The 25,198-nt window shown below is 59.2% G+C and carries 27 protein-coding genes and 2 pseudogenes; 17 read left to right on the top strand and 12 right to left on the bottom strand.

Translation table 11 applies throughout. From position 1 onward, the window contains the following. Positions 1 to 425, top strand: a 425-nt coding sequence (locus tag L981_RS32075) for a LysR family substrate-binding domain-containing protein (RefSeq protein ID WP_043626505.1), incomplete at its 5' end; no start/stop codon positions are given. 54 nt (positions 426 to 479) lie between these two features. Here L981_RS32075 and L981_RS35710 read toward each other — a convergent pair. The 4 genes and pseudogenes from L981_RS35710 to L981_RS32060 all read right to left on the bottom strand — a co-directional run. Next, positions 480 to 579: pseudogene (locus L981_RS35710) on the bottom strand (helix-turn-helix domain-containing protein); the annotation flags it as partial. Between the two features lie 16 nt (positions 580 to 595). Further along, positions 596 to 882 (bottom strand): annotated as a pseudogene (locus L981_RS34260) (transposase); the annotation flags it as partial. 110 nt (positions 883 to 992) lie between these two features. Beyond that, a complete protein-coding gene (locus L981_RS32070; protein ID WP_043626502.1) occupies positions 993 to 1,205 on the bottom strand; it encodes a hypothetical protein in 213 nt (70 codons plus the stop codon). Positions 1,206 to 3,166: 1,961 nt separating this feature from the next. After that, on the bottom strand, positions 3,167 to 3,649 hold the full coding sequence (locus tag L981_RS32060; RefSeq protein WP_043626496.1) for a MarR family winged helix-turn-helix transcriptional regulator: 483 nt from the start codon (positions 3,647 to 3,649) through the stop codon (positions 3,167 to 3,169). Between the two features lie 43 nt (positions 3,650 to 3,692). On the opposite strand from L981_RS32060, the gene L981_RS32055 reads away from it, so the two are divergent. From L981_RS32055 to L981_RS32040, 4 genes are all read left to right on the top strand, one after another. Further along, positions 3,693 to 5,210, top strand: coding sequence for an FAD-dependent oxidoreductase (locus L981_RS32055; protein WP_043626494.1), 1,518 nt, complete (start codon positions 3,693 to 3,695; stop codon positions 5,208 to 5,210). Then, positions 5,207 to 6,181, top strand: a complete 975-nt coding sequence (locus L981_RS32050; protein ID WP_043626493.1) for a zinc-binding alcohol dehydrogenase family protein — start codon at positions 5,207 to 5,209, stop codon at positions 6,179 to 6,181. The genes L981_RS32055 and L981_RS32050 overlap by 4 nt, the downstream gene beginning before the upstream one ends. Then, complete coding sequence (locus tag L981_RS32045; RefSeq protein ID WP_043626491.1) at positions 6,178 to 7,407, top strand: tetracycline resistance MFS efflux pump; 1,230 nt, start codon at positions 6,178 to 6,180, stop codon at positions 7,405 to 7,407. The genes L981_RS32050 and L981_RS32045 overlap by 4 nt, the downstream gene beginning before the upstream one ends. Positions 7,408 to 7,491: 84 nt before the next feature. After that, a complete protein-coding gene (locus L981_RS32040; RefSeq protein WP_082006231.1) occupies positions 7,492 to 8,703 on the top strand; it encodes a patatin-like phospholipase family protein in 1,212 nt (403 codons plus the stop codon). A gap of 586 nt (positions 8,704 to 9,289) precedes the next feature. On the opposite strand, the gene L981_RS32035 is transcribed toward L981_RS32040, so the two are convergent. The 3 genes from L981_RS32035 to L981_RS32025 all read right to left on the bottom strand — a co-directional run bounded on the left by L981_RS32035 (position 9,290) and on the right by L981_RS32025 (position 12,738). After that, on the bottom strand, positions 9,290 to 9,766 hold the full coding sequence (locus tag L981_RS32035) for a hypothetical protein (protein WP_043626489.1): 477 nt from the start codon (positions 9,764 to 9,766) through the stop codon (positions 9,290 to 9,292). Between the two features lie 1,160 nt (positions 9,767 to 10,926). Beyond that, complete coding sequence (locus tag L981_RS32030) at positions 10,927 to 12,348, bottom strand: MFS transporter (protein WP_043626487.1); 1,422 nt, start codon at positions 12,346 to 12,348, stop codon at positions 10,927 to 10,929. A gap of 27 nt (positions 12,349 to 12,375) precedes the next feature. Further along, positions 12,376 to 12,738 (bottom strand): DoxX family protein, encoded by a 363-nt coding sequence (locus tag L981_RS32025; RefSeq protein ID WP_043626484.1) that lies wholly within the window; start codon positions 12,736 to 12,738, stop codon positions 12,376 to 12,378. Between the two features lie 138 nt (positions 12,739 to 12,876). Here L981_RS32025 and L981_RS32020 point away from each other — a divergent pair, with 138 nt between their 5' ends. Together L981_RS32020 and L981_RS32015 are read left to right on the top strand one after the other, a co-directional pair. After that, positions 12,877 to 13,476 carry a TetR/AcrR family transcriptional regulator gene (locus L981_RS32020; protein ID WP_043626480.1) on the top strand — a complete coding sequence of 200 codons (600 nt, stop codon included), beginning with the start codon at positions 12,877 to 12,879 and terminating at the stop codon, positions 13,474 to 13,476. 267 nt (positions 13,477 to 13,743) lie between these two features. Beyond that, on the top strand, positions 13,744 to 13,980 hold the full coding sequence (locus L981_RS32015) for a hypothetical protein (RefSeq protein WP_043626478.1): 237 nt from the start codon (positions 13,744 to 13,746) through the stop codon (positions 13,978 to 13,980). A gap of 110 nt (positions 13,981 to 14,090) precedes the next feature. Here L981_RS32015 and L981_RS32010 read toward each other — a convergent pair whose 3' ends face one another. The 3 genes from L981_RS32010 to L981_RS32000 all read right to left on the bottom strand — a co-directional run bounded on the left by L981_RS32010 (position 14,091) and on the right by L981_RS32000 (position 16,454). Further along, positions 14,091 to 14,393 (bottom strand): DUF982 domain-containing protein, encoded by a 303-nt coding sequence (locus L981_RS32010; RefSeq protein WP_043626475.1) that lies wholly within the window; start codon positions 14,391 to 14,393, stop codon positions 14,091 to 14,093. Between the two features lie 66 nt (positions 14,394 to 14,459). Further along, complete coding sequence (groL, locus tag L981_RS32005; protein WP_043626471.1) at positions 14,460 to 16,088, bottom strand: chaperonin GroEL; 1,629 nt, start codon at positions 16,086 to 16,088, stop codon at positions 14,460 to 14,462. A 51-nt stretch (positions 16,089 to 16,139) separates the two neighbouring features. Beyond that, positions 16,140 to 16,454, bottom strand: a complete 315-nt coding sequence (locus L981_RS32000) for a co-chaperone GroES (RefSeq protein ID WP_043626468.1) — start codon at positions 16,452 to 16,454, stop codon at positions 16,140 to 16,142. A 281-nt stretch (positions 16,455 to 16,735) separates the two neighbouring features. Here L981_RS32000 and L981_RS31995 point away from each other — a divergent pair, with 281 nt between their 5' ends. The 3 genes from L981_RS31995 to L981_RS31985 all read left to right on the top strand — a co-directional run bounded on the left by L981_RS31995 (position 16,736) and on the right by L981_RS31985 (position 18,359). Next, a complete protein-coding gene (locus L981_RS31995; protein ID WP_043626464.1) occupies positions 16,736 to 17,008 on the top strand; it encodes an usg protein in 273 nt (90 codons plus the stop codon). Positions 17,009 to 17,299: 291 nt separating this feature from the next. Next, on the top strand, positions 17,300 to 17,761 hold the full coding sequence (locus L981_RS31990) for an Hsp20 family protein (protein WP_043626461.1): 462 nt from the start codon (positions 17,300 to 17,302) through the stop codon (positions 17,759 to 17,761). Positions 17,762 to 17,852: 91 nt separating this feature from the next. Next, positions 17,853 to 18,359: an Hsp20/alpha crystallin family protein gene (locus tag L981_RS31985; RefSeq protein ID WP_043626458.1), complete on the top strand. Its 507-nt coding sequence runs from the start codon at positions 17,853 to 17,855 to the stop codon at positions 18,357 to 18,359. Positions 18,360 to 18,547: 188 nt separating this feature from the next. Here L981_RS31985 and L981_RS31980 read toward each other — a convergent pair whose 3' ends face one another. After that, entirely contained in the window at positions 18,548 to 18,850 is a 303-nt protein-coding gene (locus tag L981_RS31980; protein ID WP_043626456.1) for a DUF982 domain-containing protein, read from the bottom strand. A 245-nt stretch (positions 18,851 to 19,095) separates the two neighbouring features. On the opposite strand from L981_RS31980, the gene L981_RS31975 reads away from it, so the two are divergent. The 7 genes from L981_RS31975 (at position 19,096) to L981_RS36100 (ending at position 24,098) form a co-directional block, all read left to right on the top strand. Next, positions 19,096 to 19,386 carry a hypothetical protein gene (locus L981_RS31975; RefSeq protein WP_043626453.1) on the top strand — a complete coding sequence of 97 codons (291 nt, stop codon included), beginning with the start codon at positions 19,096 to 19,098 and terminating at the stop codon, positions 19,384 to 19,386. A gap of 262 nt (positions 19,387 to 19,648) precedes the next feature. Beyond that, positions 19,649 to 20,125, top strand: coding sequence for an Hsp20 family protein (locus tag L981_RS31970; RefSeq protein WP_043626514.1), 477 nt, complete (start codon positions 19,649 to 19,651; stop codon positions 20,123 to 20,125). Between the two features lie 72 nt (positions 20,126 to 20,197). Continuing rightward, complete coding sequence (locus L981_RS31965; protein ID WP_043626450.1) at positions 20,198 to 20,500, top strand: DUF982 domain-containing protein; 303 nt, start codon at positions 20,198 to 20,200, stop codon at positions 20,498 to 20,500. Positions 20,501 to 20,506: 6 nt separating this feature from the next. Beyond that, positions 20,507 to 20,785, top strand: a complete 279-nt coding sequence (locus tag L981_RS31960; RefSeq protein WP_371258921.1) for a hypothetical protein — start codon at positions 20,507 to 20,509, stop codon at positions 20,783 to 20,785. Between the two features lie 168 nt (positions 20,786 to 20,953). Further along, a complete protein-coding gene (locus L981_RS31955; protein WP_371258920.1) occupies positions 20,954 to 21,442 on the top strand; it encodes a response regulator in 489 nt (162 codons plus the stop codon). A gap of 168 nt (positions 21,443 to 21,610) precedes the next feature. Then, positions 21,611 to 22,186, top strand: coding sequence for a PAS domain-containing protein (locus L981_RS34245; RefSeq protein ID WP_082006229.1), 576 nt, complete (start codon positions 21,611 to 21,613; stop codon positions 22,184 to 22,186). A gap of 67 nt (positions 22,187 to 22,253) precedes the next feature. Beyond that, positions 22,254 to 24,098, top strand: a complete 1,845-nt coding sequence (locus L981_RS36100) for a PAS domain S-box protein (RefSeq protein WP_371258919.1) — start codon at positions 22,254 to 22,256, stop codon at positions 24,096 to 24,098. A gap of 674 nt (positions 24,099 to 24,772) precedes the next feature. Here L981_RS36100 and L981_RS31940 read toward each other — a convergent pair. Then, the gene (locus tag L981_RS31940; RefSeq protein WP_043626441.1) at positions 24,773 to 25,042 is read right to left on the bottom strand and encodes a hypothetical protein; all 270 of its coding nucleotides are present in this window, start codon (positions 25,040 to 25,042) and stop codon (positions 24,773 to 24,775) included. Between the last annotated feature and the right edge of the window lie 156 nt (positions 25,043 to 25,198).

Here is a 25,198-nt window from a genome sequence, read left to right as displayed (position 1 = left end):
GCTTCTTCTCGATCGCGCATGAGCGCTATCTGCTGGCGGTCGAAAAGACGAGCCCGCTCGCACTCCGAAGCGAGATCGACATCGAGGACCTGAGGGCCGAGAAGATTATCGCCTTTTCCCGTCAAAACCTTTCCTTCTCTGAGCGCTATTTCTCCGAAATGTTCGAGACCCATGGGCTCACCGGCAACATCGCCTACAGTTGTGATGACACCTTCTCGCTGGTGTCGCTTGTCTCCGCCGGCCTTGGCGTCGGCTTTGCGCCGGAATGGACGAAGGATCTGCCCAACCGCAATTTCGAACTCAAGCCCGTGCGCGGCGTCGATCTGAAGATCGGGCTTGGCGTCGCCTGGAGCAAAGAGGATCCAACTGCCTCGCGTGACGACATCATCGACATTGCCCGGTCGCTGGTGCGGCCGGGCAGATGAGGGAGGAGGGTGGTCGATCGCGATCGGTCCGACGCCTTCCGCGTCAACGTCCTGCTAGGACAGCATCTCTAGACCGTGTTTCCGGACGATGGAGAGCAACTTCAATGCGGGGGCCACTCGGCCGCTTTGCGCCCGCTTCCCACTTTTGCACCGTCATGGCAAGGCCTTGGCTGCGCGTAACCATCACCGTGGTCGCGGGCGACGATGCTGACATTTGGGGTTGGTCCGAGAGCCACACCTGGGCCGTCGACGGCTCCCGATCTGGCAGGAGGGTAATGGTTTTGCGCCGTTCCAGATCGCAGATGATGGTCCCATAGTGTTGGTTACGTCGCCACGCCCAGTCATCGATCCCGATCACGGTCGGCGGGACGAAGCGGGGACTGCCGCGCCGCCGCACGACGCGCAGCGTATCGTTGCTTACCGGCAGCATCAGCCTCTTGGCAAGGGTGGCCGCTGGAATTGGGGCGAAAGCGCTTACGATCACCCAGCCGCCGGCGCCATTTTTAGCCCAGCGATAGAGCAGCCATGCGCTGATAGGGGTGGCCAAATAGAATAGAAGGCCGGTTCTTACAGCAAGATCGCGAAGCCGCCGATGACGATCACCGCTGCTCCCGGCCAATCCGGCAGGGCCGCCAGCCAGTCAAGGAATCGTTCACGGGCGGCTGCTTGCTCGGCAGGGTCTCGCTTTCGGTCGAGTTCGCGTAGGAAGCTCTCGGCTAGAGTTCTTCGAGTCAGCCAGAACAGCCCAGCGATCAGTGCGATCGCACCCAAAGCATCCATCGATTTCCCCCTCTATATAGCGCGAGTCACCACCTCAGTCGCGACCGATACCAGCAGGGCCGCAAGCGCGACGGCGGTTCCATATCGCGCGATCTTCATCCGGCGCCCGCGCGCGCCACTCCAGTCATAGCCCATCATGTTCCCCAGCCGGCATCATGCCGTGTCGGGGTGGTGGCTTGTTTTTCTAACTAAGAGGTGAATGCACATGGCTGGTCGCCCCTAGTGCCGCGTGCCTTCGGAGGAAACCTCTATGAACCGCCCGATAGACCAGAGGTAGGCAATAATCTCCAGCCTGAGTGGGTCCCGATCCCCGTATTTTTCCGTTATCCGACGGACATCTTCTTTAGCGGATCCCGTCACCTCGCCTATTACGTACATCCCATGGCCAATTGCTGTGATGTCGCACCCGGCCGCGATCATCTCATCCACGAAATCCGGAATCACGCGACCTCATCGAAGGTCACAGGAAAGTCCATTGATATTCAACCAGCAATGGCAGAGAGCGTCGGGTCCGACAACGGATTAGGACCTTTGCAGAGGGAGTATCAGACCTAAGTCCGGGTCGCTTGCAACAACGGAACCGCCCATTTTGGGGCGCGACGAGAATAGAATTGGCCCCTCTGGAGCTTCAGGGGCCAATTCCGGTGTGCTCCGCAGGGCAATGGGAACCTCGGAGCAGACTACCAACCAACGCGGATCCAAAACGGTTCCGCGGCTCAGTGACGTGATCCGTCGTGGCCGAGCCCTATGATTCGACCGATCGACCAGAGGTAGCCCACAATCTGTAGCTTCAGCGGGCCACGGTCGCCGTATTTCTCCCCGATCCGCTGAAGCTCTTCGATCGTTTTCCTGCTCTTCTATATCGCCAATCACGTAGCTCTCATGCCCCACGGCGCAGATGTCGAGCCGGCCTTGACTACCTCGTCGACAAAGGCGGAGATCTCGCTGGCTTTCATTTGGCGGCGGCCGTTCTCGTCATGTCAGGCTGCTCCGCTAAGGAGGAGGCTATGAGGGCCCCAGCAGCCGAAAGGGACAAAAGTATCTCCCCAAGGGGGCTGGTGTTCTTGAAGCTGCCTTGAAAAAAAGAAGCCCCGCCGGGGAACGGGGCCTCATTATTGGCGGTCGTCAAACCATACTAAAACGCAATACGTCCATTAATGCAGTGGCGGCACGGCAACGAATACACAACCATGGATTAGTTCTGTTGTGCGGCCACGGTTGCATCGTCGCAAATGTGCTGGTCGCGCACAATCACGCGAATGGCCTAGTTGCGTAATCAATCTGGATTACGCAACACCTTTGCGACTGTCGCTGGGCTTTTCGGCTTGGGCTGCAAATCGAAGGCCTCGTCGTGGGGGCGCGACCAGGCCAGGTTGGCTTCGTTAATGATGAAGCCCGGTTGCGCGTCGATCCCCGGAGTGGCGGGGAGTACATGCGCAACACCTTATGTAGAGCGTGATGTCGTTTGGCACTTAAACGTATGAATGCGGCCGTTTCTTTCTTGGTTGGCATTTAATGTGAGATTCCGTGGGCTGAGAATCTCAAATTCATTAACAGTAACACCGTCTGTTTCGTCGACGGTGCGAAAATCAACGGAACAATCTCAAATTAAGTGCCGGGCTATCTTATTGAAACTGTTGTCGTCAGAGTCTTGCGGTTAAATGCGAAACGACACGGAGATCAATCACCACGGTTAAGAAAAGGGACGGGTCAGTCGCTAAGCGACCGATTTGTGAAAGCTTGGCCGACCATCGCCGCCCGACGATCGACCCCCATGTGAAGGTGGTAGATGTCCAGCGCAAAGGCACATTCACGGGACAATGGTTACCGGACATTCTTTGGCTATATTTCACGGGTTCGGACTGCTCTGGTGCAACCACGTACTCGGCCTAGAGTCGGTTCGGCAACGCGTGTGCGTCACGCTCGTGGTCGCGGGTGGCAAGCGAGCGTACGCTTCGCGATCATACCTTCTTATCGTGTCTAAATGCCTCGGCAAACCGGCCCATCAGTCGTACCAGATCGGCAATATCCTTTTCCTCCCATGAAGCGAAAATCGCCTGGCTCATTCGCTCACGAGCGGCGTCGATCTTGTCCGTCATGCGCTGTCCCTCAGGCGTTATCACGGCTTCGCGAACGCGACGATCGGCGACGCTGCCCTTGCGTTCGACAAGACCCAGGCCGTCAAGCTTGGCGACCTGACGACTGACAGTCGTGTAGTCCAGTCCTATGCGCTCAGCGAGATCAACGACACCAATCGGTCCCAATCGTTCAATGGCGACAAGAAGGCGAAACAGCGCGCGGTCCAACGATATGCCGGCTTCGCGCACGAGTTCGTCGTCGCGCTGGGGACGGTTCATTGCGCTGACAATCTCGATTAGAGCGCCGTGAAGATCGCGCATCATCGCGGACATATGTGTAGTTTGCACATTGTTCGTTGACATCAAGCCTCGCTCCGTTTATGTGCATAATACACACATGGAGGCAGAGATGACAAATGATTTTGCCGCAGATGTACTCATCTGCGGAGCGGGTGCGGCTGGCCTGACGCTTGCCATCGATCTCGCGCGCCGCGGGATTTCCTTTCGATTGATCGATCGGGCGAAAGCACCGTTTCGGGGATCGCGCGGCAAAGGCATACAGCCCAGAACACAGGAAATCTTCGAAGATCTTGGCATTCTCGACAAGGCGGTGGCGTCCGGTGGGCTTTACCCACGCCAGCGCACCTACCGGGATGACGGAAGCTACCACGATGCTGACATGGCCGAGATCATCGAACCGACGCCGGCCGAGCCATACCATCTGGCACTCATGGTTCCGCAGTTCGTAACCGAACAGATTTTACGGTCGCGTCTGGCCGAGCTTGGTGGCCGGGTTGAGTTCGGTCGAGAATTGAAGGGTTTCGACCAGGACGAAGACGGAGTGACCGCTCGAATTGCCGATGGCGGCGGCGAAGAATCTGTTCGTACGCGCTGGCTGATCGGCGCCGACGGCGGCAAAAGCTTCGTCCGACATACCTTAGATATCGGTTTCCCCGGCAGCACGCTTGACGCGCGCGCTGTCGTGGCAGACGTCGAACTCTCCGGGCTTTCTCGTGAGGTCGCCCATCGCTTTGCCAGGGGCGGTGACATGAACTTGCAGGTTTGGATTGGCCCGCTCGCTGGTACAGATCTGTTCCAAGTGCAGGCACCTGTCGCGAGAGACGCATATGTCGATCTCACTCCCGAAGGACTAACGCGGTTTGTTTCGGATCGGACAGGTTCAAGCGGCATCACTGTGCACGCCGTTCACTGGGCTTCAGACTACGAAATGAGCGCTCGCCTTGCCGACAGCTATCGAACGGACCGTATTTTCCTGATTGGCGATGCCGCCCATGTGCATCCACCAACCGGAGGCCAGGGCCTCAACACCAGCGTGCAGGATGCCTACAATCTCGGTTGGAAGCTTTCTGCCGTGGCCCGTGGCGCGCCGGATCGCTTGCTGGACAGTTACGAGGCCGAAAGGCGGCCTGTTGCCGCCGCGATGCTTGGGCTGGCAAATCGGTTGCTCGACGCCCAAAAACGAGGAGACATGCGCCGCGGAAGGGACGTGCGTCAACTCGATATCGGCTATCCGGAATCCGAGCTGTCGCTGAATTTTACCGCGAGCCAGGGCACTCTTCCCGCCGGCGCGCGTGCTCCGGACGCACCGTTGCGCGGCGCGGGAGGGCAGATCGTGCGTCTCTTCGATTTGCTGAAAGGCCCCCATTGGACTTTGCTGGCATACGAAGCGTCTACGCATACGGTCACGCAGCGAGCGGAGTTGCACATTCACCGAATTGCGCGCGATGCAGAGTGCCGTGACGAATGGCAGCATTTTAAGACCGCATACTCACTGATGCCTGGAGATTGCCTGCTGATCCGCCCGGACGGATATATCGGCGCCGTCTTCGACGCAGACCGAACCGACGAAATCGATGGTTATCTGGTACATGTCGGCCTGTCCTCATTGCAGGGGAACTGCCAATGAAGGCGGCGATCGTCTCGGGCACTGGGTGCGAACCGGCCTTAGGGGAGATTGCCCCGCCTACCCCCATCTTTGGCGAAAACTGGATCAAAGTCACCGCAGCCGCGATCAGCCATGTCACAAAGGCGCGCGTCTCCGGTGCCCATTACAGCGCTAACGAAGTGTTCCCGTTCGTCGTCGGAATCGACGGCGTTGGCAGGCTCGAGGACGGACGCCGGGTGTACTTTGGTCTTCCTCGCTCGCCCTTTGGCAGCATGGCTGAATTTGTCGTCGCAGCGCCACGCTTTTGTGTGTCGCTTCCCGACGATCTTGATGACTTCACCGCGGCAGCCGTTGCCAATCCGGGAGTATCGTCCTGGGCGGCGCTGACAGAACGCGCCCGTTTGCAGGCGGGTGAAACGGTCTTGATCAATGGCGCGACCGGCACAGCCGGGCGCCTCGCAGTGCAGGTTGCCAAATGGCTTGGAGCCGGCAAGATCATTGCAACTGGAAGAAATCCGATTGCCCTTGGAGACATCAGGCAAAATGGCGCCGTCACGACCATCCAGCTTGGCGCTGAGCCGGCATTGCTCGAACGTCGTTTAGTGGAGGAATTCGAAGAGGGCGTCGATATCGTGATCGACTATCTGTGGGGCAAGAGCGCCGAGTGCCTTTTATCGGTCGCGGCAAAAGCTGGGTCTAACGGCCGCCCGCTCCGTTTCGTTCAGGTAGGTTCGGTTTCCGGGCCCGAGATCGCTTTGCCTGGGGCATTGTTGAGAGCGTCAGCGATCGACCTGATGGGCTGCGGCGTTGGTAGCGTCTCTGTCGAAAGGCTGGTTGAACTCACCGGCGACGTGTTGCGTGCCGCTACCCCAGGCAATCTCTATATCAATTTCAGGAAGGTCCCATTCGCGGATTTCGACAGGGCATGGCCCAAGGACGATAGCACATCGCGTACTGTCTTCGATCTTACGCAAGGGGCGACGTGGGGATGACTGAAGCTGCACACAAACCGGTCTCCAGGATGCGCCGGAACTGGCAAATCTTGGCGCCGCTCTTTCTGATTGTTTGCATTTACTCTGCTGGTATGGCGTCGGTCCTACCCATCTTGCCGTTCTACCTGAGGGACATGGGGGCAACCCCGCTCATATTCGGCCTCGTCATCGCGACGGAAGCATTCACCCAATTCGTCGCCGCGCCTACCCTCGGCCAGCTGTCGGATCGGTTTGGGAGGAAGCGCATTCTGCTTGCGAGCCAAGTCATGGCGGCCGCAAGTCTTCTTTTGCTCGCGGTTGCTCCAAATGTGTTGGTCGTCATTGTCGCGCGCGCGCTTTTCGGTCTGACCGGCGGCAATTTCTCCGCCGTTGCCGGTTATGTCGCTGACCACACCGCGCCTGAGGATCGAAGGCAGTCTCTTGGCATTTTGACCGGGGGCGTAGGTTTGGGCGGTATTGCTGGGGCCGGTCTGTCAGGGTTTCTGTCCGGTACCTCGCTGACGACGCCAATCTTCGCCGCCCTTTTCCTCTCAGTGGGTGCCATTGGCCTGACGCTGTTTGCGCTGAAGCGAGACCAAGCCGTCTCTTCGCAGAGCAAGGCCCATCAGGGCGAGAAAACCTCGTTTCGCGCCATCCTTTTCTCACCGGTCATCCGGATCCTGGTCCTTGTGATGCTATGCCATTTTCTCGCATACGGCATCTACAGCTCGCAAATGCCAGTCTTTCTCGCAGAGACGTTCATCTGGAATGGAGAGGTGTTTGGCCCACAGCACCTTAGCTACATCGTTGCGGCGGACGGAGCCATCAACATCCTTGTCCAACTCCTGTTTCTGGGTTGGCTTGGCCGATACTTCTCCGAACGCAATCTGATCATTCTGATCTTCGGCCTGATCTGCACGGGCTTTCTGATTGCAAGTCTTGCGACAACCGTGCCCCTACTGGCATTGGCGGTGCTATGCGTGAGCACAGGCGATGCGATGGCCAAGCCAACCTATCTTGCGGCCTTGTCCGTCCATGTGCCCGGGAACCGTCAGGGCGTCGTCATGGGATCCGCCCAGTCACTGGGCGCCTTGACAGACGTCGCTTCGCCGCTGATCGGCGGCTTCATCCTGGGGCACAAACTCTATGGCCTTTGGATCGGCTTAGCAGTCGGTGTCGCGGCCCTCGGCGCTGTGTTGGCCGCGGCAAAACTTCCCTCGACGGATCCGGAAAAGCGGAACTCGTAGGCTGAGCCCGATCTTCCTCAGATAATCCTTCTTCCGCTCCGCTGGCAAACGCGGCGCGGTTTTCTTCTCCGACGGAGTGACTGGATGAAGCTCTCAATCCGAGAGGACTATCCCCGAAAATTGGTAAGCATTCCTCTTAGGGTCTTGATCGTCAGCGTGTCGATCTTTGTGACGGCCATTTCAAGCAGTTGTGTACCGGCGGACCGTCCGAAATATAGCGCTTCGGAAGCTGAACGCGCTCAGATCTCAGGGTTTGAGAACATCCGGGCCCACGTTGACGATCCGCGGCCATCGGCTGAAGCGTATGACCCCTGGAGGCCCGTCGTCATGAAAGGAAGGCCGACTATGCTTGCGATTTCAGGCGGTGGTGCCGGGGGAGCTTTTGCGGTTGGGATCGTGTCGGCATGGAGCGAGCTTGGAACCCGCCCCACTTTTGAGGTGGTGACGGGCGTGAGTACCGGAGCCCTGATTGCGCCGCTTGTTTTCCTCGGACCTGAGTATGATCACCAGCTCAGGCGGCTTTATCTGTCGGACGAAACGAGCGGTCTCATTGACATCGAATGGAAGGGTGCCGGTATTTTCTCTCCCAGCCTGCTGCAGGGGAGCGCCCTGCGTGACACGGTAGAGGAGAACATCACAAGCGAAATCCTGCATCGTATCGCACGCGAACACCGTGTCGGGCGGCGTCTCCTCGTGATGACCACAAATATTGACACCCAACGCGCCGTCATTTGGAATATCGGTGCAATTGCGAATAGCGACCGCTCTGATGCTCTGCCCTTGGTTCGCCGTATATTGCTCGCGTCTGCAAGCGTTCCGGGGATATTCCCGCCGGTCGCAATAAAAACTACGGTTGACGGCAAGGATATCGAAGAGCTGCATTCCGATGGAGGCAGTTCCGCGCAGTTTTTTACTCTCCCCGAACATTTGCTCGTTGCGGGCAACAACCGTGCGCGCGGTCAAAATCTGCATATTTACGTGATCGTCAATAACGCCCTGATGCCTGAGTTTTCCATGGCCCGGGCAAGAGCCCTGCCGATAATGGGCAGAGCCTACGGCATACTTCTCAAATCACAGACGAAGCAGGGCCTGATCGCGCTCTACAACTTCGCGCAACGATCACGCATTGATCTCGACATTGCCTCGATCGATGCGCAGGTTCCGTACTCCATGGCTGACCCGTTCAATGCCAGCTATATGAGGTCGGTCTATCTTATCGGTTACCGAAACACCCTCAATCAACGCCTCTGGAGCAAGCGTCCGATTTTCGCCCCGCCACCCATTATAAAACAATGAAGATCAGCTGGAGCCTGGTATCCAGGCGAGCTAGGTCCGTCTCGGCCGCGTCGGCGCCGCCCCGCGCGAGCGCTGGCGTCAGCGGTTCGGAACCGATCGACGCGCGTTCTGTAAATCGTCGGCCATGGATCGGCAGATCAGGAATAAAGGACCAACGCCTGAACCCCAGCTGAGCCAGCACTTACCCGATCGTTGAAAGTCCGTTGCCAGCAAACAGGAGTCGCACCGTTCGTCTATTAATGATGAGGCCACTAAGCAGCGGGCAGATGCCACGCTCGTCCCATTTGGCCGAGCCCGCTGGATGTCCGGCTCGCTGAATGCCTACATCTCCCTCCGTCCGTCACGGGAGCCCGCGCGCTCACAATTGGTTTGGTTGCATTCTGCGATCGAATAGCTTTGGATTGCGGCGTCTGTGGAAATCGAACGCTCAGACGGAAGGCCGCGGATCTTCCTCGTGGGATTCCGGGGCCTTCTTAATCTCGCTTGCGTCCGTCACCTGAGCCGCGACCGATATCAGAAAAGCCGCTGGTGCTACGGCCGTTCCAATCCGCACATCTTCATCCGGCGCCTGCGAATGCCCTCCTAATTATAGCTCATCATGTTTCTCAATCGGCGATCGACGACCGCGCGCGCGGCCCAGGCGCAGTTCGACCATCATCCGAACCAGCCATCCCCGAACATCCGCGGTTTCAACGAACTCGGCCCTATGGTCGATTGCATGTTGAAGTGTTTGTTCGGTGAGCGCGGTTGTTTCCTCTGGGGATGACGTGAGACTTCTCGCCCAGGCGGACAATTGGGGTAGCAGATCCACAACCTGGGTGCTGCTGGGGGCGTGTCGCCACGTGTGCTCGAAAAACTGTCGGCAGGAATTTCTGAGCCGGAGTTCAAGCTCCCATTCGCAACGCGTGCCGTCCATGTAAAGGCTGATGGCCCGGCGAGCGAGGCAGTCTGCCTCGTCGCTATGGCGATCGATGTTGCGGGCGCTGACGACCTTTTCAAAGGCCGTGGCGATGACTGCGAAACCTTCGGGAAGAATGTACCCGGTGCGCGTTTGATCAAACATAGCGCAACTCCTCCACTTAGGGCGAAAGCGCTTATGGCCTCTCAGCCGCCGGAGCCCCTTTTACTGTCCAGGGACAGACCGAGTATGCGCCGTTAAAGCGTTGTTGGCGAATCTTTTTCCGCATCCGGCCGCCTTTGGCTGATGCACATTTTGCAGGCCGGCTGTGGAACTTCGGCGCTGGCGAGTGACAGTCCAGCGTAGGAACGGATCTGATTGGTGCGTGAGGGGCGACGCCGGAGAATCAGCCGAAGATAGACCGGACTGCCGTGGGCATCTGCCCCGCCGCGACGCGAGTTTTTTGGCAAGGAACTGCTGTGGAAATGCCGATCGCGAACAAAATGGCTCTCATGGCAGGCGAACTGGCTCGTTCTTGGGCAACGGATGGCAACGGGCATGTTCGCCGCGCTTGCGCACCTCGGGCCGCGTGGCCTCCTGAGGTCCCGTTATGCAGTGTTTGGGGCGAAGGTCGAGAAGGGCTGAGCGCTTGAACCGAATGAAGCCCCGCAGGGGAACGCGGGGCCTCATTCGTGGCGGTCGTCAAACCGTTAAAAACGCAATACGTACAATAATGCAGTGGCGGCACGGCAATGATTACACAACCACGGGATCGGCTGTTGTGCGTCCACGGTTGCATAGTGACAACGATGCTACTCGATCGCAATCACACTGCGGGTTTAGTTGCGTAATCAATCTGGGTTACGCATGAGCCCGCGTCCCGGCTAGGATGTGAGCGCGAGGGCGATAAGCCAACAGGTCACGGCGATCAAAAGCCAGAGCCGTGCACCCCTATACCGGCGCCGACTCGCGCCTTCCCAATTGTAAGACATCAGCGCCTCCTTCTCGGTGGCGCACAATGCACGATTGCATTCGAGAGGGAAAGGCCGGATCTGTCATTGTAGATCGTCTGGTGCTGCGTTTCCACGGTTTCTAGGTCGATGAAACCGCCCGAGCTGATCCAGGAGATGCGAGAACCGGACTGGCACTATGAAAAACCCGCCGCCTCCCCACGGTCGAGATGGCGATGCCGCTGCGCGACGTTGCCGACCATCACACTCGTCTTGCGGCAGGTTCTTTCCATCCGTGTCATCCTCCGACAAATAAGTGTCCGCCGCAGCCGGTTTGCGAAATGCGCAGCTGCGGCGGTATCTGACCGGTTCAGACTATCGCCTCGTCGCGATGCCAGCGGTGAGAATGCCGGCAAGGGTGAGGAGAGCGATGCCCAGTGTCACGTAGCGCGCGGCCTCCAGCACCGAGTCGCCGCCCGCAGCCATCAGTGTTCCGGCGAAGGCGGAGGTGACGGAGAAGGCGATGAGCTGAGTGGTGGTGATCGCGGCTGCCGCCTTGCCGCCTTCCGCCGGGTCGCTGGTCGCGCTCATGGCGGCGACACCGAGCAACGGCCAGGCAAGCCCTATGCCCGCGCCGGCGACCGCCAGCACGGCGGCCCAAAGCGTGATCATCGCCAAGTCGGTTCCTTCCGCCTGCAGCAGACCGTAGGCGATGAGGCCGGCGGTCAGAAGCAGCGGGCCGAGGCGTATAGCGCGCCGCCGTCCTGCGTCCGAAGAGACCGAGACGACGAAGAGCTGCGCAATGACCCAGGCGAGGGAAAGCACTGCACCAAGCAGACCCGCGGCAAGAGGGGCGAGGCCTGCAAGTTTCTGCGCGAAGAGCGGAATGAAGGTCTCGACCATCACCCCGGCGCTCAGCGCGGCGACGGTGAGGTAGACCCATTTCAGCGAATTGCCGCGTCGATAGGTCATGCGCGGCAGAATGGTGTCGTGCGCGCGCCGTTCGACGGTGACAAACAGGACCAGAAGCACCAAGCCTGCACCCACCATCGCCAGCGTTGGCCAACCGATCGGAACCACGGCGCTGAGGCTGATCGCGACGATGGCAAGCACGAGTGGAACAAGTGAGGCGACCGGCACGGGCGCGCGGTGGCCGGAGCCGGCGACGCTGCCAAAAGAACGTTGTGCAAGGATCGTGAAAACAAGCGCCGCAAAGGCCAGGGCGCCGTAGGCCCAGCGCCAGAGCCCGAGTTCGGCAAAGACGCCGCCAAGCGCGGGGCCGAAGAGCGTGCCGAGACCCCACATGGCCGATACGGCGCCTGTCGCGCGGGCCCAGTGCCGCTCGGGCAGGGCGGAGCGAATTACCGCATAGCCAAGGCCGGCAAGGAGGCCGCCGCCTAGTCCCTGAACGACGCGGCCCGCGATCAGCAGCTCCATGGTCGGGCTCACGGCATTGCCGGCGGCCCCAAACGCGAAGGTGAGGAAGCCCAGCACATAGGCCGCCCTCGGCCCCTTCCAATCGAGAATGCGACTGACGAACAGCGAGGCGACAATGGCCGCGACGACGAATGATGTCGTCACCCAAGCATAGTAGTGCTGCCCGCCGATATCCGCAACGATGGAGGGCATCAGCGCGGCCGTGAAATAGAGGTTCATGGCGTAGATCAGCACGCCGCTCGCCAGAACCGTCACGATGGCAAGATGCCGCCCGGTGAGGAGGTCCGACCATGTATCGGCCTGTGATAGGGACGCGTTCGTTCCTTCGGCCGGACCGGCCGATTGCACTCGTTCATTCATGTATCTGCTCCGAAAAGAGGGGAGTGATCAAGCGGTCCTGCGCCGCGCCGAGAGGCTGAGCGCGAGGACTGTGAGGGAGACGAGGAGCACGATGGCAGGGGCCGTCGTGTGGGAGTAGTCGCCATTTGCAAGCGTGGTCAGGGTCGCCGCCGACATCACCACTGCACCGAGCCCGGCGCCGCAGATGCGCGTGCCGCTGCCGATCAGCAAAAGTGCGGCGGCAAGTTCGAGCGCCGCGGTGAGATAGTGGAACCAGTCCGGATAGCCCCAGCGGGCATAGGCGGCCGCATAGTCGGCGGTGATGAAGGCATTTCCATAAGACCCGAACAGGAAGAAGGCCGCCAGCAGCCAAGCCAGGAGAGAGGAGAATGACAAGGTCGATTTGGCCATGATACCTCACGCTTTGAAGACGGCCGCACTGGACCTGCGGCGCATTCCATAATAGATTGAATGTTCATTCTATTATTCCGATCTCGGCTCTATCGTCAATATAGATAGAGCGATCATTCTATTTTTGTTGGAGGCACAATGGCACGCAAACTCGTCCCTGATCAGCACGAGGAAAAACGGCAGCAGATTCTCGAGGCTGCCCATCGCTGCTTCCTACGGCATGGCCTGCAGGGAGCCTCGATCTCGATGATCTGCAAGGAGGCGGCGATGAGCCCCGGCCATCTCTACCACTACTTCCCAGGCAAGGAGGCGATCATCGAGCAGATGGCCGACGAATACCTCTCCACACTGCATAAGCACTTCGAGGGGCAGCGTGAGACGGGAGATGTGGCAACCGTGCTCCTTTCCGAAATCTGGAGCATGAAAAGCTGGGACGACGCCGCGCACTGTCGCATCCTCTTCGAGCTCCTGGCCGAGGCGGGGCGTAACGAGCGGATCCGCAACATCCTCGCCCGCAATTCGGACGGCGTGCGGCGGCTCTTGTCGGATACGCTGAAGGCTGGCCAGGCGCGCGGACAAGTCGATGCGAGTCTCGACACCGAACATACCGCCGCTATGCTGATCGCCATCGTCGATGCCGCCCCCATGCTACCCCTGATGATTCCCGGCATCGACTTCGACGAAAGCCGCAAGCTCATTACCACCATGGTCCGGCGTTTTCTCGAACCGAGGCAGTAGCGCATTGCCGTTGCCCGCACGTCGTGCGCCGCCGTCACTTCGAGCTGAGATCCTCGCAAACGCCGCCAGCGCCCACCGATGACGAGAGTCCTGTAAAAAGGCTCAGATCCGTGGTGTGACGACCGACACTTCCTCTGATCCACCGAAGGCTCGTTAGTCGTGTATGCGCCTTGGCAAATACAAGGACATTGGATTCTGGTTTGCCACGCTCGGTGGAACTTCGATCCGCCGAGAAGATTTATGGCTTGGAAGGTTGGAGGCTGTTCTATGACAAACTACCAAAACATCCCGATCGCAGATTTTGCCGGCCGGCTTGAGGCGATGTCGCAGGACGAGGTGTTTTCCGTCATGAGCGATCTGGAGGCGGCCGCAAGCGAATGTGCTGAAGGCTCCGAACGCCAGGAGGTGCTGTCGCGAATTGCCTTAACTGAAGAAGAAATACAAAAGCGCTTTCCGGGTCAGTTGCTTGCGCCATACCGAGAGTGGAGAAAACGCAATCGTTGAAATGGCCGCCTCCGTTGCCGCCACTGCTTTCGGATTTCGTCGCACAACGTATCGGCCGGAACGAAGGGCAGAGAGGCCGCAATCGCAGCCTCTCGTTCTTGGTGTTGAGCCTACGGCGAGACCCGACCCCCGCCGGACTTGGTTTTGATCATCCACGGGAGTACCGCGGGCACTTTCACGAGAATGCCCTTGTTCGTCGCGAACGAGCGGAGTGCGTCTCGCGCCACCTGAAGCGGCTTGTGCCCATCATGGGCCAGGTAGCAGGTCTTCAGAGTGGCGTCGTGGATGATGTCGCGATCTCCTTTCTTCCATTCCTCCAGGAAGTCGATCGCGTCGTCCAGGTTTGTAATTTCGAGGACCAGATCCTTCCTTTCACGCAGGTAAACTGGCCGGTCAAACATCTTCGTTTGCATTTTCCACCTCACTGAATAGTCGAGTTCCTCGGGCCCGCCCTTGGAAGAACGGGCCAGAGAGACATTCTAGAAGTCCATGCCCGGGCCCGCCGGCAGAGCAGGGGTAGCGTCCTTCTTCGGCTTTTCGGCAATCATCGCTTCGGTCGTCACCAGCAGGCCAGCCACCGAGGCGGCATCCTGGAGCGCTGTGCGCACAACCTTGGCCGGATCGATGACGCCCTGCGCGTAGAGGTCTCCGAATTCATTCGTCTGGGCGTTCCAGCCGTAGGAAAAGTCGGTCTTTTCGCGCAGTTTGCCGACGATGATCGAGCCTTCCGCCCCGGCGTTCTCTGCGATCTGACGCACTGGCGCTTCGACGGCACGCCGGACGATCTCGATCCCAACTTTCTGGTCCTGGTTGGCGGTTCCAAGATTGTCGAGGGCCTTGATGGCACGCAGCAAGGCGACACCGCCGCCAGGAAGAATTCCCTCCTCGACCGCCGCCCGGGTCGCATGCAGCGCGTCATCGACGCGGTCCTTCTTTTCCTTGACCTCCACTTCGGTTGAGCCACCGACCCGGATGACCGCGACGCCGCCGGCGAGTTTGGCCAGGCGTTCCTGCAGTTTTTCGCGATCATAGTCCGACGTCGTTTCTTCGATCTGGGCGCGGATCTGGGCGACCCGCCCATCAATCTCATGCTTGGCGCCGACGCCATCGATGATGGTGGTGTTCTCCTTCTCGATCGCAACCTTCTTCGCCCGACCGAGCATGTCGAGCGTGACGTTCTCGAGCTTGATGCCGACATCGTCAGAGATCACCGTTCCACCGGTGAGAATAGCGATATCTTCAAGCATCGCCTTGCGCCGATCGCCGAAGCCAGGGGCCTTGACTGCCGCGACCTTCAGACCGCCCCTGAGCTTGTTGACGACCAGCGTCGCAAGCGCTTCGCCTTCGACGTCCTCGGCGATGATGAGCAGCGGCTTGCTCGACTGAACCACCGCTTCGAGCACGGGCAGCATCGCCTGCAGGTTGGAGAGCTTCTTCTCGTGAATGAGGATGAAAGGATCCTCAAACTCGGTCCGCATTTTGTCGGCATTCGTCACGAAATAGGGGCTTAGATAGCCGCGGTCGAACTGCATCCCTTCAACGACCTCGAGCTCGGTCTCTGCCGTCTTGGCCTCCTCGACGGTAATGACGCCTTCATTGCCGACCTTCTGCATCGCCTCGGCGAGATATCGGCCGATTTCTTCGTCACCATTTGCTGAGATCGTTCCGACTTGGGCAATCTCCGAGTTGTTGGAGATCTTGCGTGCGTTGGTCTTCAATTCCGTGACGATCGCATCAACGGCAAGATCGATGCCCCGCTTCAGATCCATCGGGTTCATGCCTGACGCGACGGCCTTGGCACCTTCCTTGACGATTGCCTGGGCAAGCACCGTCGCCGTGGTCGTACCATCACCGGCGAGATCGTTGGTCTTGGAGGCCACCTCGCGCAGCATCTGCGCGCCCATATTCTCGAACTTGTCTTCGAGCTCGATTTCCTTGGCAACGGTGACGCCATCCTTGGTGATGCGCGGCGCGCCGAACGACTTGTCGATCACGACGTTACGGCCCTTGGGTCCGAGCGTGACCTTTACCGCATTGGCAAGCACGTCGACCCCTCGCAGCATGCGTTCGCGGGCATCGAGATGGAACTTGACTTCTTTCGCAGCCATTTCTGTAACTCCTCAATAGGCAGCTATCTGACGGACAAAGGGTGGATTAGTTCAGGCGGCCTGTTGCCGCTCGGCTTCCGCTTCAATGATCCCCAGGACCTCGCTCTCTTTCATGATCAGCAGGTCTTCGCCATTGATCTTGATCTCTGCACCGGACCATTTGCCGAACAGGATGCGATCGCCTGGCTTGACGTCGAGCGCCTGGATCTGGCCGGCTTCGTCGCGCGCGCCCGCGCCGACGGCAACGACCTCGCCTTCCTGGGGCTTTTCCTTGGCCGTATCTGGAATGATGATCCCGCCCTTGGTTTTCTCTTCCGAGTCGACCCGGCGGACGAGAATGCGATCATGCAGCGGTCGGAACGACATGTTTTCCTCCATGGACAAACAGGTGTGACGTTGATCCCCCATCACCGGACCGGATGACCAGTCCGGACGGGTGCAAAACCTCGCTTGAGCGTCTTGCGCGAAATCATCTGGTTGTGCAGTTTTTCAGTTTCAAGAGGGGATTCGGAAAAAATTAGCACTCCCATGGCGTGGCTGCTAACGCACGGATAAGGAACAACAATTGCGTTTCTCTCGTTTGTGTCCTGTTGAAGGTCGGCAAGACATGCGCGATCTTCACAGCGGCAGTCAAACGGAGATGAAGCATGCGACCTTCTTCGGATTTTGAACGTCAGCTTGCCGGTTATGGTCTTACCACGGCGCACATCCTTTACCGCATTCCGGACTACGAGAGCGTTCTCCAGACCTATGTCTGGCAGGACTACGACATTGCTCCTGATTTCCCGGAAATGCAGAAGTTTCTGGATTTTTGGCGAACCAACCTCGATGGCCCGTTACATTCCGTCCGCTATACGCACCGGCGCCTGATCGGGCCGAACGAGTGGCGCAGCGTCCAAGGCGAGTTCCAGGTGCACTGAGACTTGAGGCGCAGTCTGCTCTCGACCGAGGCCGGCGGGCGCGGCCGCAGGGTGGATGCTTGGCGTCATAAGGGGTTCGCCAAGTTTTCATCGTGGGCGCGGCAGCGCCAACCGTTGACCCCTCCGGTTCGAACAACTCGTGTTGCCCTCGTAACGCAATCCTCTTGACGCCAAGCAGCTTGATCCCCACCTCATTTTCGCCGGCCGCCCAAGTGGGGCCGACTTGGTCAGGGAGCGCCGAGCGTCCTTGGCGCTCCCTCGTGTCTATGTTGCTCTACGGAGGATGTAGTTATGAGAGCGAACTTCGACTTTTCACCCTTCCAGAGGTCGAGCATCGGCTTCGACCGCATTTTCGACCTGCTGGAAAATTCCAACCGGAACGTTGACACTTGGCCGCCCTATAACATCGTCAAACTTGGCGAAGGCGCGTACCGCATCATGATCGTGGTCGCGGGGTTTGCCGAGGATGAACTGACCATCACGCATGAGGCGAACACGCTCGTAGTCAACGGCGCGAAATCGGAAAACGAAGAGATCCACTACCTGCATCGGGGTGTTGCCCTCAGACCGTTTGTGCGCCGCTTTGAACTTGCCGATCATGTCCTCGTCGAGGGCGCAAAGCTTGAAAACGGGCTGCTCGTCATCGATTTGAAGAAGCAAGTCCCTGAGGAGATGAAGCCGCGTCGGATCGCAATCGAAACCGACATGAAAACGCCAGCTTCAAAGCAAATCGAAGGCGACAAAGCAGCCTAATACGCCGCGCTGGAGCCTCGCCTGTTTGCGAACGAGCGAAGGAAGCCAGCTGCTCCAAAAGGAGGGAAGAAGCGAGGAAAGGATGTTAGCCATGAGTGTACGTGATCTAATCCCGTGGAGCCGCGGCAGTAGCCAGGTTCCGAGCACCAATCGCGATGATAACATGGACTCTTTTCTGTCGTTGCACCGCAATGTCAACCGCCTGTTCGACGAAGTCTTGCGCGGTTTCGGCTCGCCATCGTTGCTGGAGGGAGTGTCCTTCAATGGCGCGTGGCCGCATGTCGAGATTGAGGAGAATGACAGCGAAGTCCGCGTCACAGCGGAGGTTCCGGGCATCGACCCGGACGCCGTCGAGGTGTTGTTGGAAGACGACGTGCTCACACTTCGCGGTGAAAACAAAAGGGAGACAGAGGACAAGGATCGCCGGTTCAGCGAGCGCTACTATGGGCGTTTCGAGCGGCGTTTGTCCCTGGGGCGCGAAGTCGATGAAGACAATGTCGCCGCAACGTTCAAGAATGGTCTGCTGACCGTGACGTTGCCGAAGACAGAAAGGGCGCGGACCAACGTCAGGCGGATCACGATCGACAAATCCGAATAATGGCGCCGCCCACCGGCCGGGTCTATTTGCCCGGCCGGATATTAGATGATGAAAACTGAGCTGGTGACGTGGGCTCCGCTGAAGATCGGACAGAGTCTAGGTGAGCGACAGCCAGCACGCGGCGGCTGATGAAAGCCAAGGTTTACGTCGGTCGACGCCCCGCTGATTACCGGAAAAGGGCCGACCGTTTAGACGGGCGAGTGGCGACCGCCGTCGCCAGTTTCACTCCCGAGCATTCCACCCACTGCCGTCGACATGCCCGCATCCTGGCAGGCCTCAACGAAAGCCTCGCGGGCGATCGAGACAGGCGTCATTCGGTTAAGAGCACGACGGCACCTTTGAACCGCTCGATTATATTTTCTGCCTCGGTAGATAGTCCAATCTCCCTCGAGGAAATCGAGGGCGTCGTTGACAGATGCAAAGACTTGCGACGCCCCGCCCTTCATGCGGACGGTCACGGGGGTCATCCAAACCAGTTCCGGGTTGAGCATGATGTCCTCCTTTCGCATTCACACCGGATGAAAAGAAGTGGATCAGAGATTGGCGCGGAACCCGCGATTTTCAAGACCCCACCATATCCTCACCGGGGCCTGATGGGCCCAGCGAGGGCTCTGCGTTCAAGGCGAGTTCCCCATCCACTGAGGCTTGAATCAGAACCCTGTCCTTCCTAGCTCTTGCGCGGCCGAGACCCAGGCGGGCTCGGCCACCTCGCATGTCTGTTCATAGTGAGACGATTATGGAAGAGAAAAACCGATTGATCAAAGACCTTAGCGTTGAGGAACGCGAAGACCTATTTGCCGATATTGCCCGTGTTCTGGAGGACACCTCCCACGAGGCCTATGTCGAAGGTAAGCGGCACTTCGCCGCGTTTTCGGCCAACATGGCGCAGGCGATCCGCATAAACGCCGGCGAACTGGCGCGCGACGACGTGCAAGATGCCGAACGCGTGCTTCAGCAGGCGACGGCCGTCATCTCAAATTTTCACGCAGGTCGTCCTTATCGAATGATCAGCCACGCCATCCATTGAGGGTCCGGGACTTTCATCAGAAGGACGATGATTGCCGGTGAATATTGGTTCTGAGAACCGTGGCGGAATGCCGTGTTAATGCAGAGTGCAGGGTGAATAATGAGGCCAATCTGCGACGGCAAAAATTTGCGCCCCCACCTCTTGAAACCTGGAAAATCGCAAACCAAATCGATGGTCGCCAGTCGCCGCAAGGGCTGGCTTTGCTGGAGGCGTCGCGCCCTCGGCGCCTTCATATCCATGTTGCTTCAAGGAGGATATGGTGATGGCAACATCTTACGACTACGCACCCCTGTTCCGCTCGAGCGTCGGGTTCGACCGGATTTTCAACCTGCTTGAGAATGCGCATCGCGCCCGTACGATCAGTGACTGGCCGCCTTACGACATCGTCAAGACGGGCGATGACAGCTATCGCATCTCGATCGCGGTCGCAGGCTTCGCCTCGGACGATCTTGAAATCACATTTCAGTCCAATCTCCTGACCGTCACCGGAAAGAAGCAGGAAGCGGCTCAGGAGGGATATTTGCACCGCGGCATTGCCGGGCGGCCGTTCGAGCATCGCTTTGAGCTTGCCGATCACGTCAGGGTCCATGCGGCCGACCTGAACAACGGTCTCCTGGAGATCGAACTCGTGCGCGAGGTTCCGGAGGAGATGAAGCCGCGGAAGATCGATATCCAGGCCGAAACAGCTTTGCCACGCAAGGAGGTTTCGCCGCAAATCGAGGCGCGGAAGGCTGGATAAAGGACCGCAGTGAGAAGGGGGCCCTTGCCGATGGGCCCCCAACGACATTTTGGGTTGGAAAGGAGTGCAAGAATGAAACCCGATATGTTCAAAACGCCCGTGACGATCCTAGTCGGGCTTGGATTTCCCACCAACGTTTGTTCCGTGATGGAGGCTTACCGTCACTTGGTTGAATGGCCAGCCTCGAACCGGGATGCAGCGCACCGCGCGGCCCTCAATGCCTGTAGCGCCGCGTTGCGCAGCGAGATCGAAGCGGAAACAGCCCGCGGGCTGTTTGCTGCCTTTGCGGAAAAGCACGATCTGCTTGCGCCAGATGCCTTTGTGCCAGAGGCGATACGGTCAAGGCGACGGCCGGGATCCAGTCAGGTGAGGTGAGCGGTGATGAAACACATCTTGGAGTACGCCATCAGCGAGGCGATGGCTCGCGGCCCTGCCGTTCTCATGGCGCCAACCTTTGAGATCCATCGGCCGATGGACGTTGTTCAATCCGCTGCCATTTCGGTCGATGACAAGCGTGCAATCCTTGCGTCCTGGGCGTCGGATTATCATGCAGTGCGGTCACGCCCGTCTCTCCGTTGGATACCAGGCACGCCAAGCCCCGTCGCGATCGATGAAATCAAAGCAGCGCTCGTGGAGCTTGACCGGCGCTACGTTATCTAGGGAAGCCCGGCCTCGATAAGCGGCCGTGCGCGTGTATCTGGGCCGCGGCATTGAGGACCCGGCTTTACGCTCACGACAGCGTGCTCTTCAACCGGGCGACAGGGGTCGGCCGTTGGTTGCAAACAGGTCGGTCCCGCGGCGCTTTGCACTCCGCCAACTGAAGGCGAGATGAATTGGCTGCTCAGCCACGGCTCTCAAAAGGAACCATTTTCTCTCCTTGACGTTGTCATGCTTGGGCAATGTCTATCCGGTGCAGGGGAAATGGAAACCGTTACTCTACTTCTCGTCGAGGACGAGTCCCTGCTGCTCTTGGAATTCGAGCAGGCGCTGGCGGACGCCGGATTCAATATCATCGCGGCAGCCGGGGGACGAGATGCCCTGCAAATCCTAAACGCCCCGCCGACTCCGATTCAGGGTCTCGTCACCGACATACGGCTAGGAGCGCCGCCTGACGGGTGGGATCTCGCACGCGGTGCACGAGAAATCGACCCACAGATTCCCGTGGTTTATGTCAGTGGCGACAGCGCCCGCGATTGGGGTTCAAAAGGCGTCCCGAACAGCATCATGCTTGAGAAGCCCTTCGCCATGGCTCAGCTGGTCACCGCGATCTCCCAGCTCCTGAACGAGATAAGCGCTAGCCCCCCGTCGCTCAGCTGAGCATGTCGCGCTGCACAACCAACGTCGAGACAACCCAGTACCCGGCGCGTTCCTGTTAGCGTTTTGGGGTTCTCAAGTGCCGTTTGTGCGGGCCCAGGTAAGTTGCTATCGTGTAGACCGCTGGTGGGTTCTGCAGCCGAGTGTCCTAGGGGGTGCGTGGAGATCGGAATGAAAACCGGTAACGGGCACGTGGTCGATCCGGGTGTACAGTCACTACCGTCGGGTGCTTCATTCGAGGAAGCATCGACTGCCCCCAGTGAGCTGGGGTGGGCTGATAGTTATCCTGCTGAAGAGATCCTCAAAGCTCTGCCAGCGGCTGTCTACACGACAGATGCGGACGGGCGGATTGCATTTTTCAATGAAGCGGCCGTATCGCTTTTGGGCTTTCGCCCAGAGCTCGGCAAAGCGGACTTCTGGAGCTCCTGGAGGCTTTATCGGCCGGATGGAACGCCGCTACCCTATGATGAATGTCCAATGGCTCTCACTCTGAAGCAGAGGTTGCCTGTAAGTGGAAATGAAACGCTGGCCGAGCGACCCGACGGTACTCGGGTGGCGTTCGTCCCCTACGCCGCGCCGCTTTTTGACCGTACCGGTGCCTTTGTCGGCGCGGTCAATCTTTTGGCGGACATCAAGGAGCGCAAAGCGACCGAACAGCGCGGCCAAGAGGGCGAGACGCGCCTTCCGCTCTCTTTTCGAGAACGTTGGCGCCGCTGTCTGGGAGCAGGACTTTTCGCGGGTCGTTGACCTTCTCGACAAGCTACGGGCAGAGGGCCTCTCGGATCTGCGAAGCTATCTGGAGGCGCATCCGGAGGTGCTGCAAGAGGCAATCACGCGCGTTCGGATCCTCGACGTCAACCCATTCGCAGTCGAACTGTTCGAGGCGACCAGAAAGGAAGAGTTGCTACGATCGCTCTCTAGCGTATTTTTGCCGGAGACGTCCGCGATCTTTCTCGAGGAATTGGTGACCATCTGGGAAGGAGGCCGGCGGTTCGGCAGCGATGTCGCGCTGCGTACTCTTTCGGGGCGGCGGATCGACGTCCTCTTCACAATCACTTTCGACGGAGCGCGCTGCGAACGCGCCTATGTCACCATCCTCGACATCTCAAAGCGCAAGGCGAGCGAGCGCCGCTTTGAGGCGGTCGACAAGATCGCCAAGGCGATCGCCAGCAATCTCGATCTGGATTACATCGTTCAGACGGTGACCGACGCCGCCACTGAGCTCACAGGGGCCAAATTCGGTGCCTTCTTCTATAATCTCACTGACCCCGAGGGTGAGCGCTACACGCTCTATACCCTCTCAGGTGTGCCACGAGAGGCTTTCGCAAACTTCCAACTGCCGCGCAACACGGCGATCTTCGACCCCACGTTCCACGGCCTCGGCGTCGTGCGTTCAGGGAATATTCGCGTCGACCCGCGCTATGGAAAATCGGCGCCTTATTACGGCATGCCCAAGGGGCACTTGCCAGTGGTCAGCTATCTGGCCGTTCCGGTCACATCGCATTCGGGCGAAGTGCATGGCGGTCTTTTCTTCGGCCACGACGAACCGGACGTCTTTACCGCCGAAGCCGAGGAGACGGTTATCTCGATCGCGGCGCATGCGGCGATCGCAATCGACAACGCGCAGCTGTTCAGAGCGAAAGAGCGTGAAGTCTCCGAACGACGTCAGGCGGAGCGGGCGGCCCAGCAACTTGCCGCCATTGTCGAGTCGTCGGAAGACGCGATACTTTCAATGGACCTCAATGGTGTCATCGCCAGCTGGAATGCCGGAGCGGAACGGCTCTACGGCTATGCCGACGAGGAAGTGATCGGGCGGCCAGTTACACTTCTCATCCCCGCCGACCGGCTCGGCGAGGAGCTTGACATCCTGGCGCAAATTCGCGCCGGGGACCGTGTCGATCATTTCGAGACGGTCAGGCGGCGCAAGGACGGCGCCTTGATCCCGGTTTCGCTGCGAATTTCACCGATCTACGACGACGCTGGGCTCATCATCGGCGCCTCGAAGATCGCGCGTGACGTCAGCGAGCGCAAGCAGGCCGAACAACAGAAGGATCTGCTGATCCAAGAAATGGCGCACCGGGTGAAGAACCTGTTCACCGTCTCGAGCAGCGTCGTGACATTGAGCGCAAGATCCGCAAAGTCTGCGGAGGAGCTCGCTTCGGCCGTCGGCGCGCGGCTGGCCTCCTTGGCGCGGGCCCATGCGCTCACCCTCCCACGTTTGGGTGGCGCAGAAGCCGCCGAGGGCAGCGCAACCCTGAAAGAGCTGCTCGGCACCTTGTTGTCACCTTACGCTGGCGATACCGATCAAGGGCAGCGAGTGACGATCCAAGGCGACGACCTTTGGGTGTCACGCTCGGCCATAACCGGTCTTGCGCTTGTCGTACATGAGTTTGCAACCAATGCCGCCAAGTACGGAGCTCTGTCGACCGACCGCGGCCAGCTTGACATTGAATGCATCGACCACGGCCAAACCCTGGAATTGGTCTGGACCGAGCGAGGAGGGCCGACAGTCGAAGAGACCGAGACAGAAGGGTTCGGTACGAAGCTTGGCAAACTCACTCTCGAAAAGCAGTTTCGCGGAGAGATCATCCGCATCTGGAACCCGGAGGGGCTCATCCTTCGGATGATCGTTCCGAAGGATCGGTTGCAGCAAGAATAGGGCCATCCTTGAGGCGCATAGGCTCTCAGGACGTGTCATGATGCGCCCCGAGCACGATGACGGCCCAGCTGGGATTTGCATCTGCCTCTCCGCGTCTTGCGGCGTCAACCACCCTCACAACATCACGCCGGGCTCGTCTGTTGTCGTTGGCGTAAGAATGCGGACGTCTTTTCTTGGTTGGCATTTGGTTTGAGACTCCGCGGGCTGAGAATCTCATGTTAAGTGCAAGCGCAAAGAGCTCCGCGACTGGCGCCCTGCCCAGGTGGCAGTCGTTTCGGCCGGCGTCACAGGCTGGCACGGCATAGTCGATCACGAAATGTTCCTGCTTTGTGAATCGCGTAATGTATCGTCCGGAATTCGCGCTACGAAGTTTGGCGCGCTGGGGTGTCAGTTATCGATCGCTTTCAGCCGTATCGTTGACAGGTCTCCCATTTGCGTCAAGCGCGTTGGAGCACCTGAGCGTGTAGCTGTGGGGGCGAGCTTGGAAGTTTTTTGGAGAAACCGATTGGCGCAAACGTCGGCCGCACCGTCCGGTTGCTTGGGCGGGGGCGCGGGGATCAAAGTGACTGTCGCGGCAGTTTACCGTAGGCGATTGCCCGCATTTTCAACTGGAGCATCAGCGGGTGTGGATGGTTCGGACGAGTGGCGCGCCGAGAGGACGGCGCGCCATGTGTCTAGTTGATTGTGGTGACGCCTAGCCGTTTTTCATGCTCATGCGTCGGTTCGGACTTTGAACGACCTGACTCGCGCCACATTGCTGCTTCGAAGAGAGCCGTTTCATCGCGAATGCCGACCCGAAACTCATGCAACAAGTAGGTCGCGAGGCGGTCGGCACGCTCGCTCGGCCGATCAATGTGGCACCACGTGCAAACCCTGTCGAAGATCCCTTGCAGGAAGTCCAATTCGGTCGGGCTTATCCAGTCACTGTCTAGGGGGTCAAACATCTGGGCCTCCCGTCCCGCATTATGCCGCAGTGCGACTGTCGTCGCCTCTGTCGCCGAGCGTGGTGACGCGGGCGACGCCCTTCGCTGGCAGACCCGCCTCCAGACACGCAGCGACGAAAGCTTCACGTGCGATCGCCACCGGCGTTCTTCGGTTAA

It is taken from the genome of Ensifer sp. ZNC0028 (assembly GCF_000799055.1).
GTDB lineage: Bacteria > Pseudomonadota > Alphaproteobacteria > Rhizobiales > Rhizobiaceae > Ensifer.
Note: the sequence above shows the minus strand (reverse complement) of the source record. Positions and strands in the feature narration are given on the sequence as shown.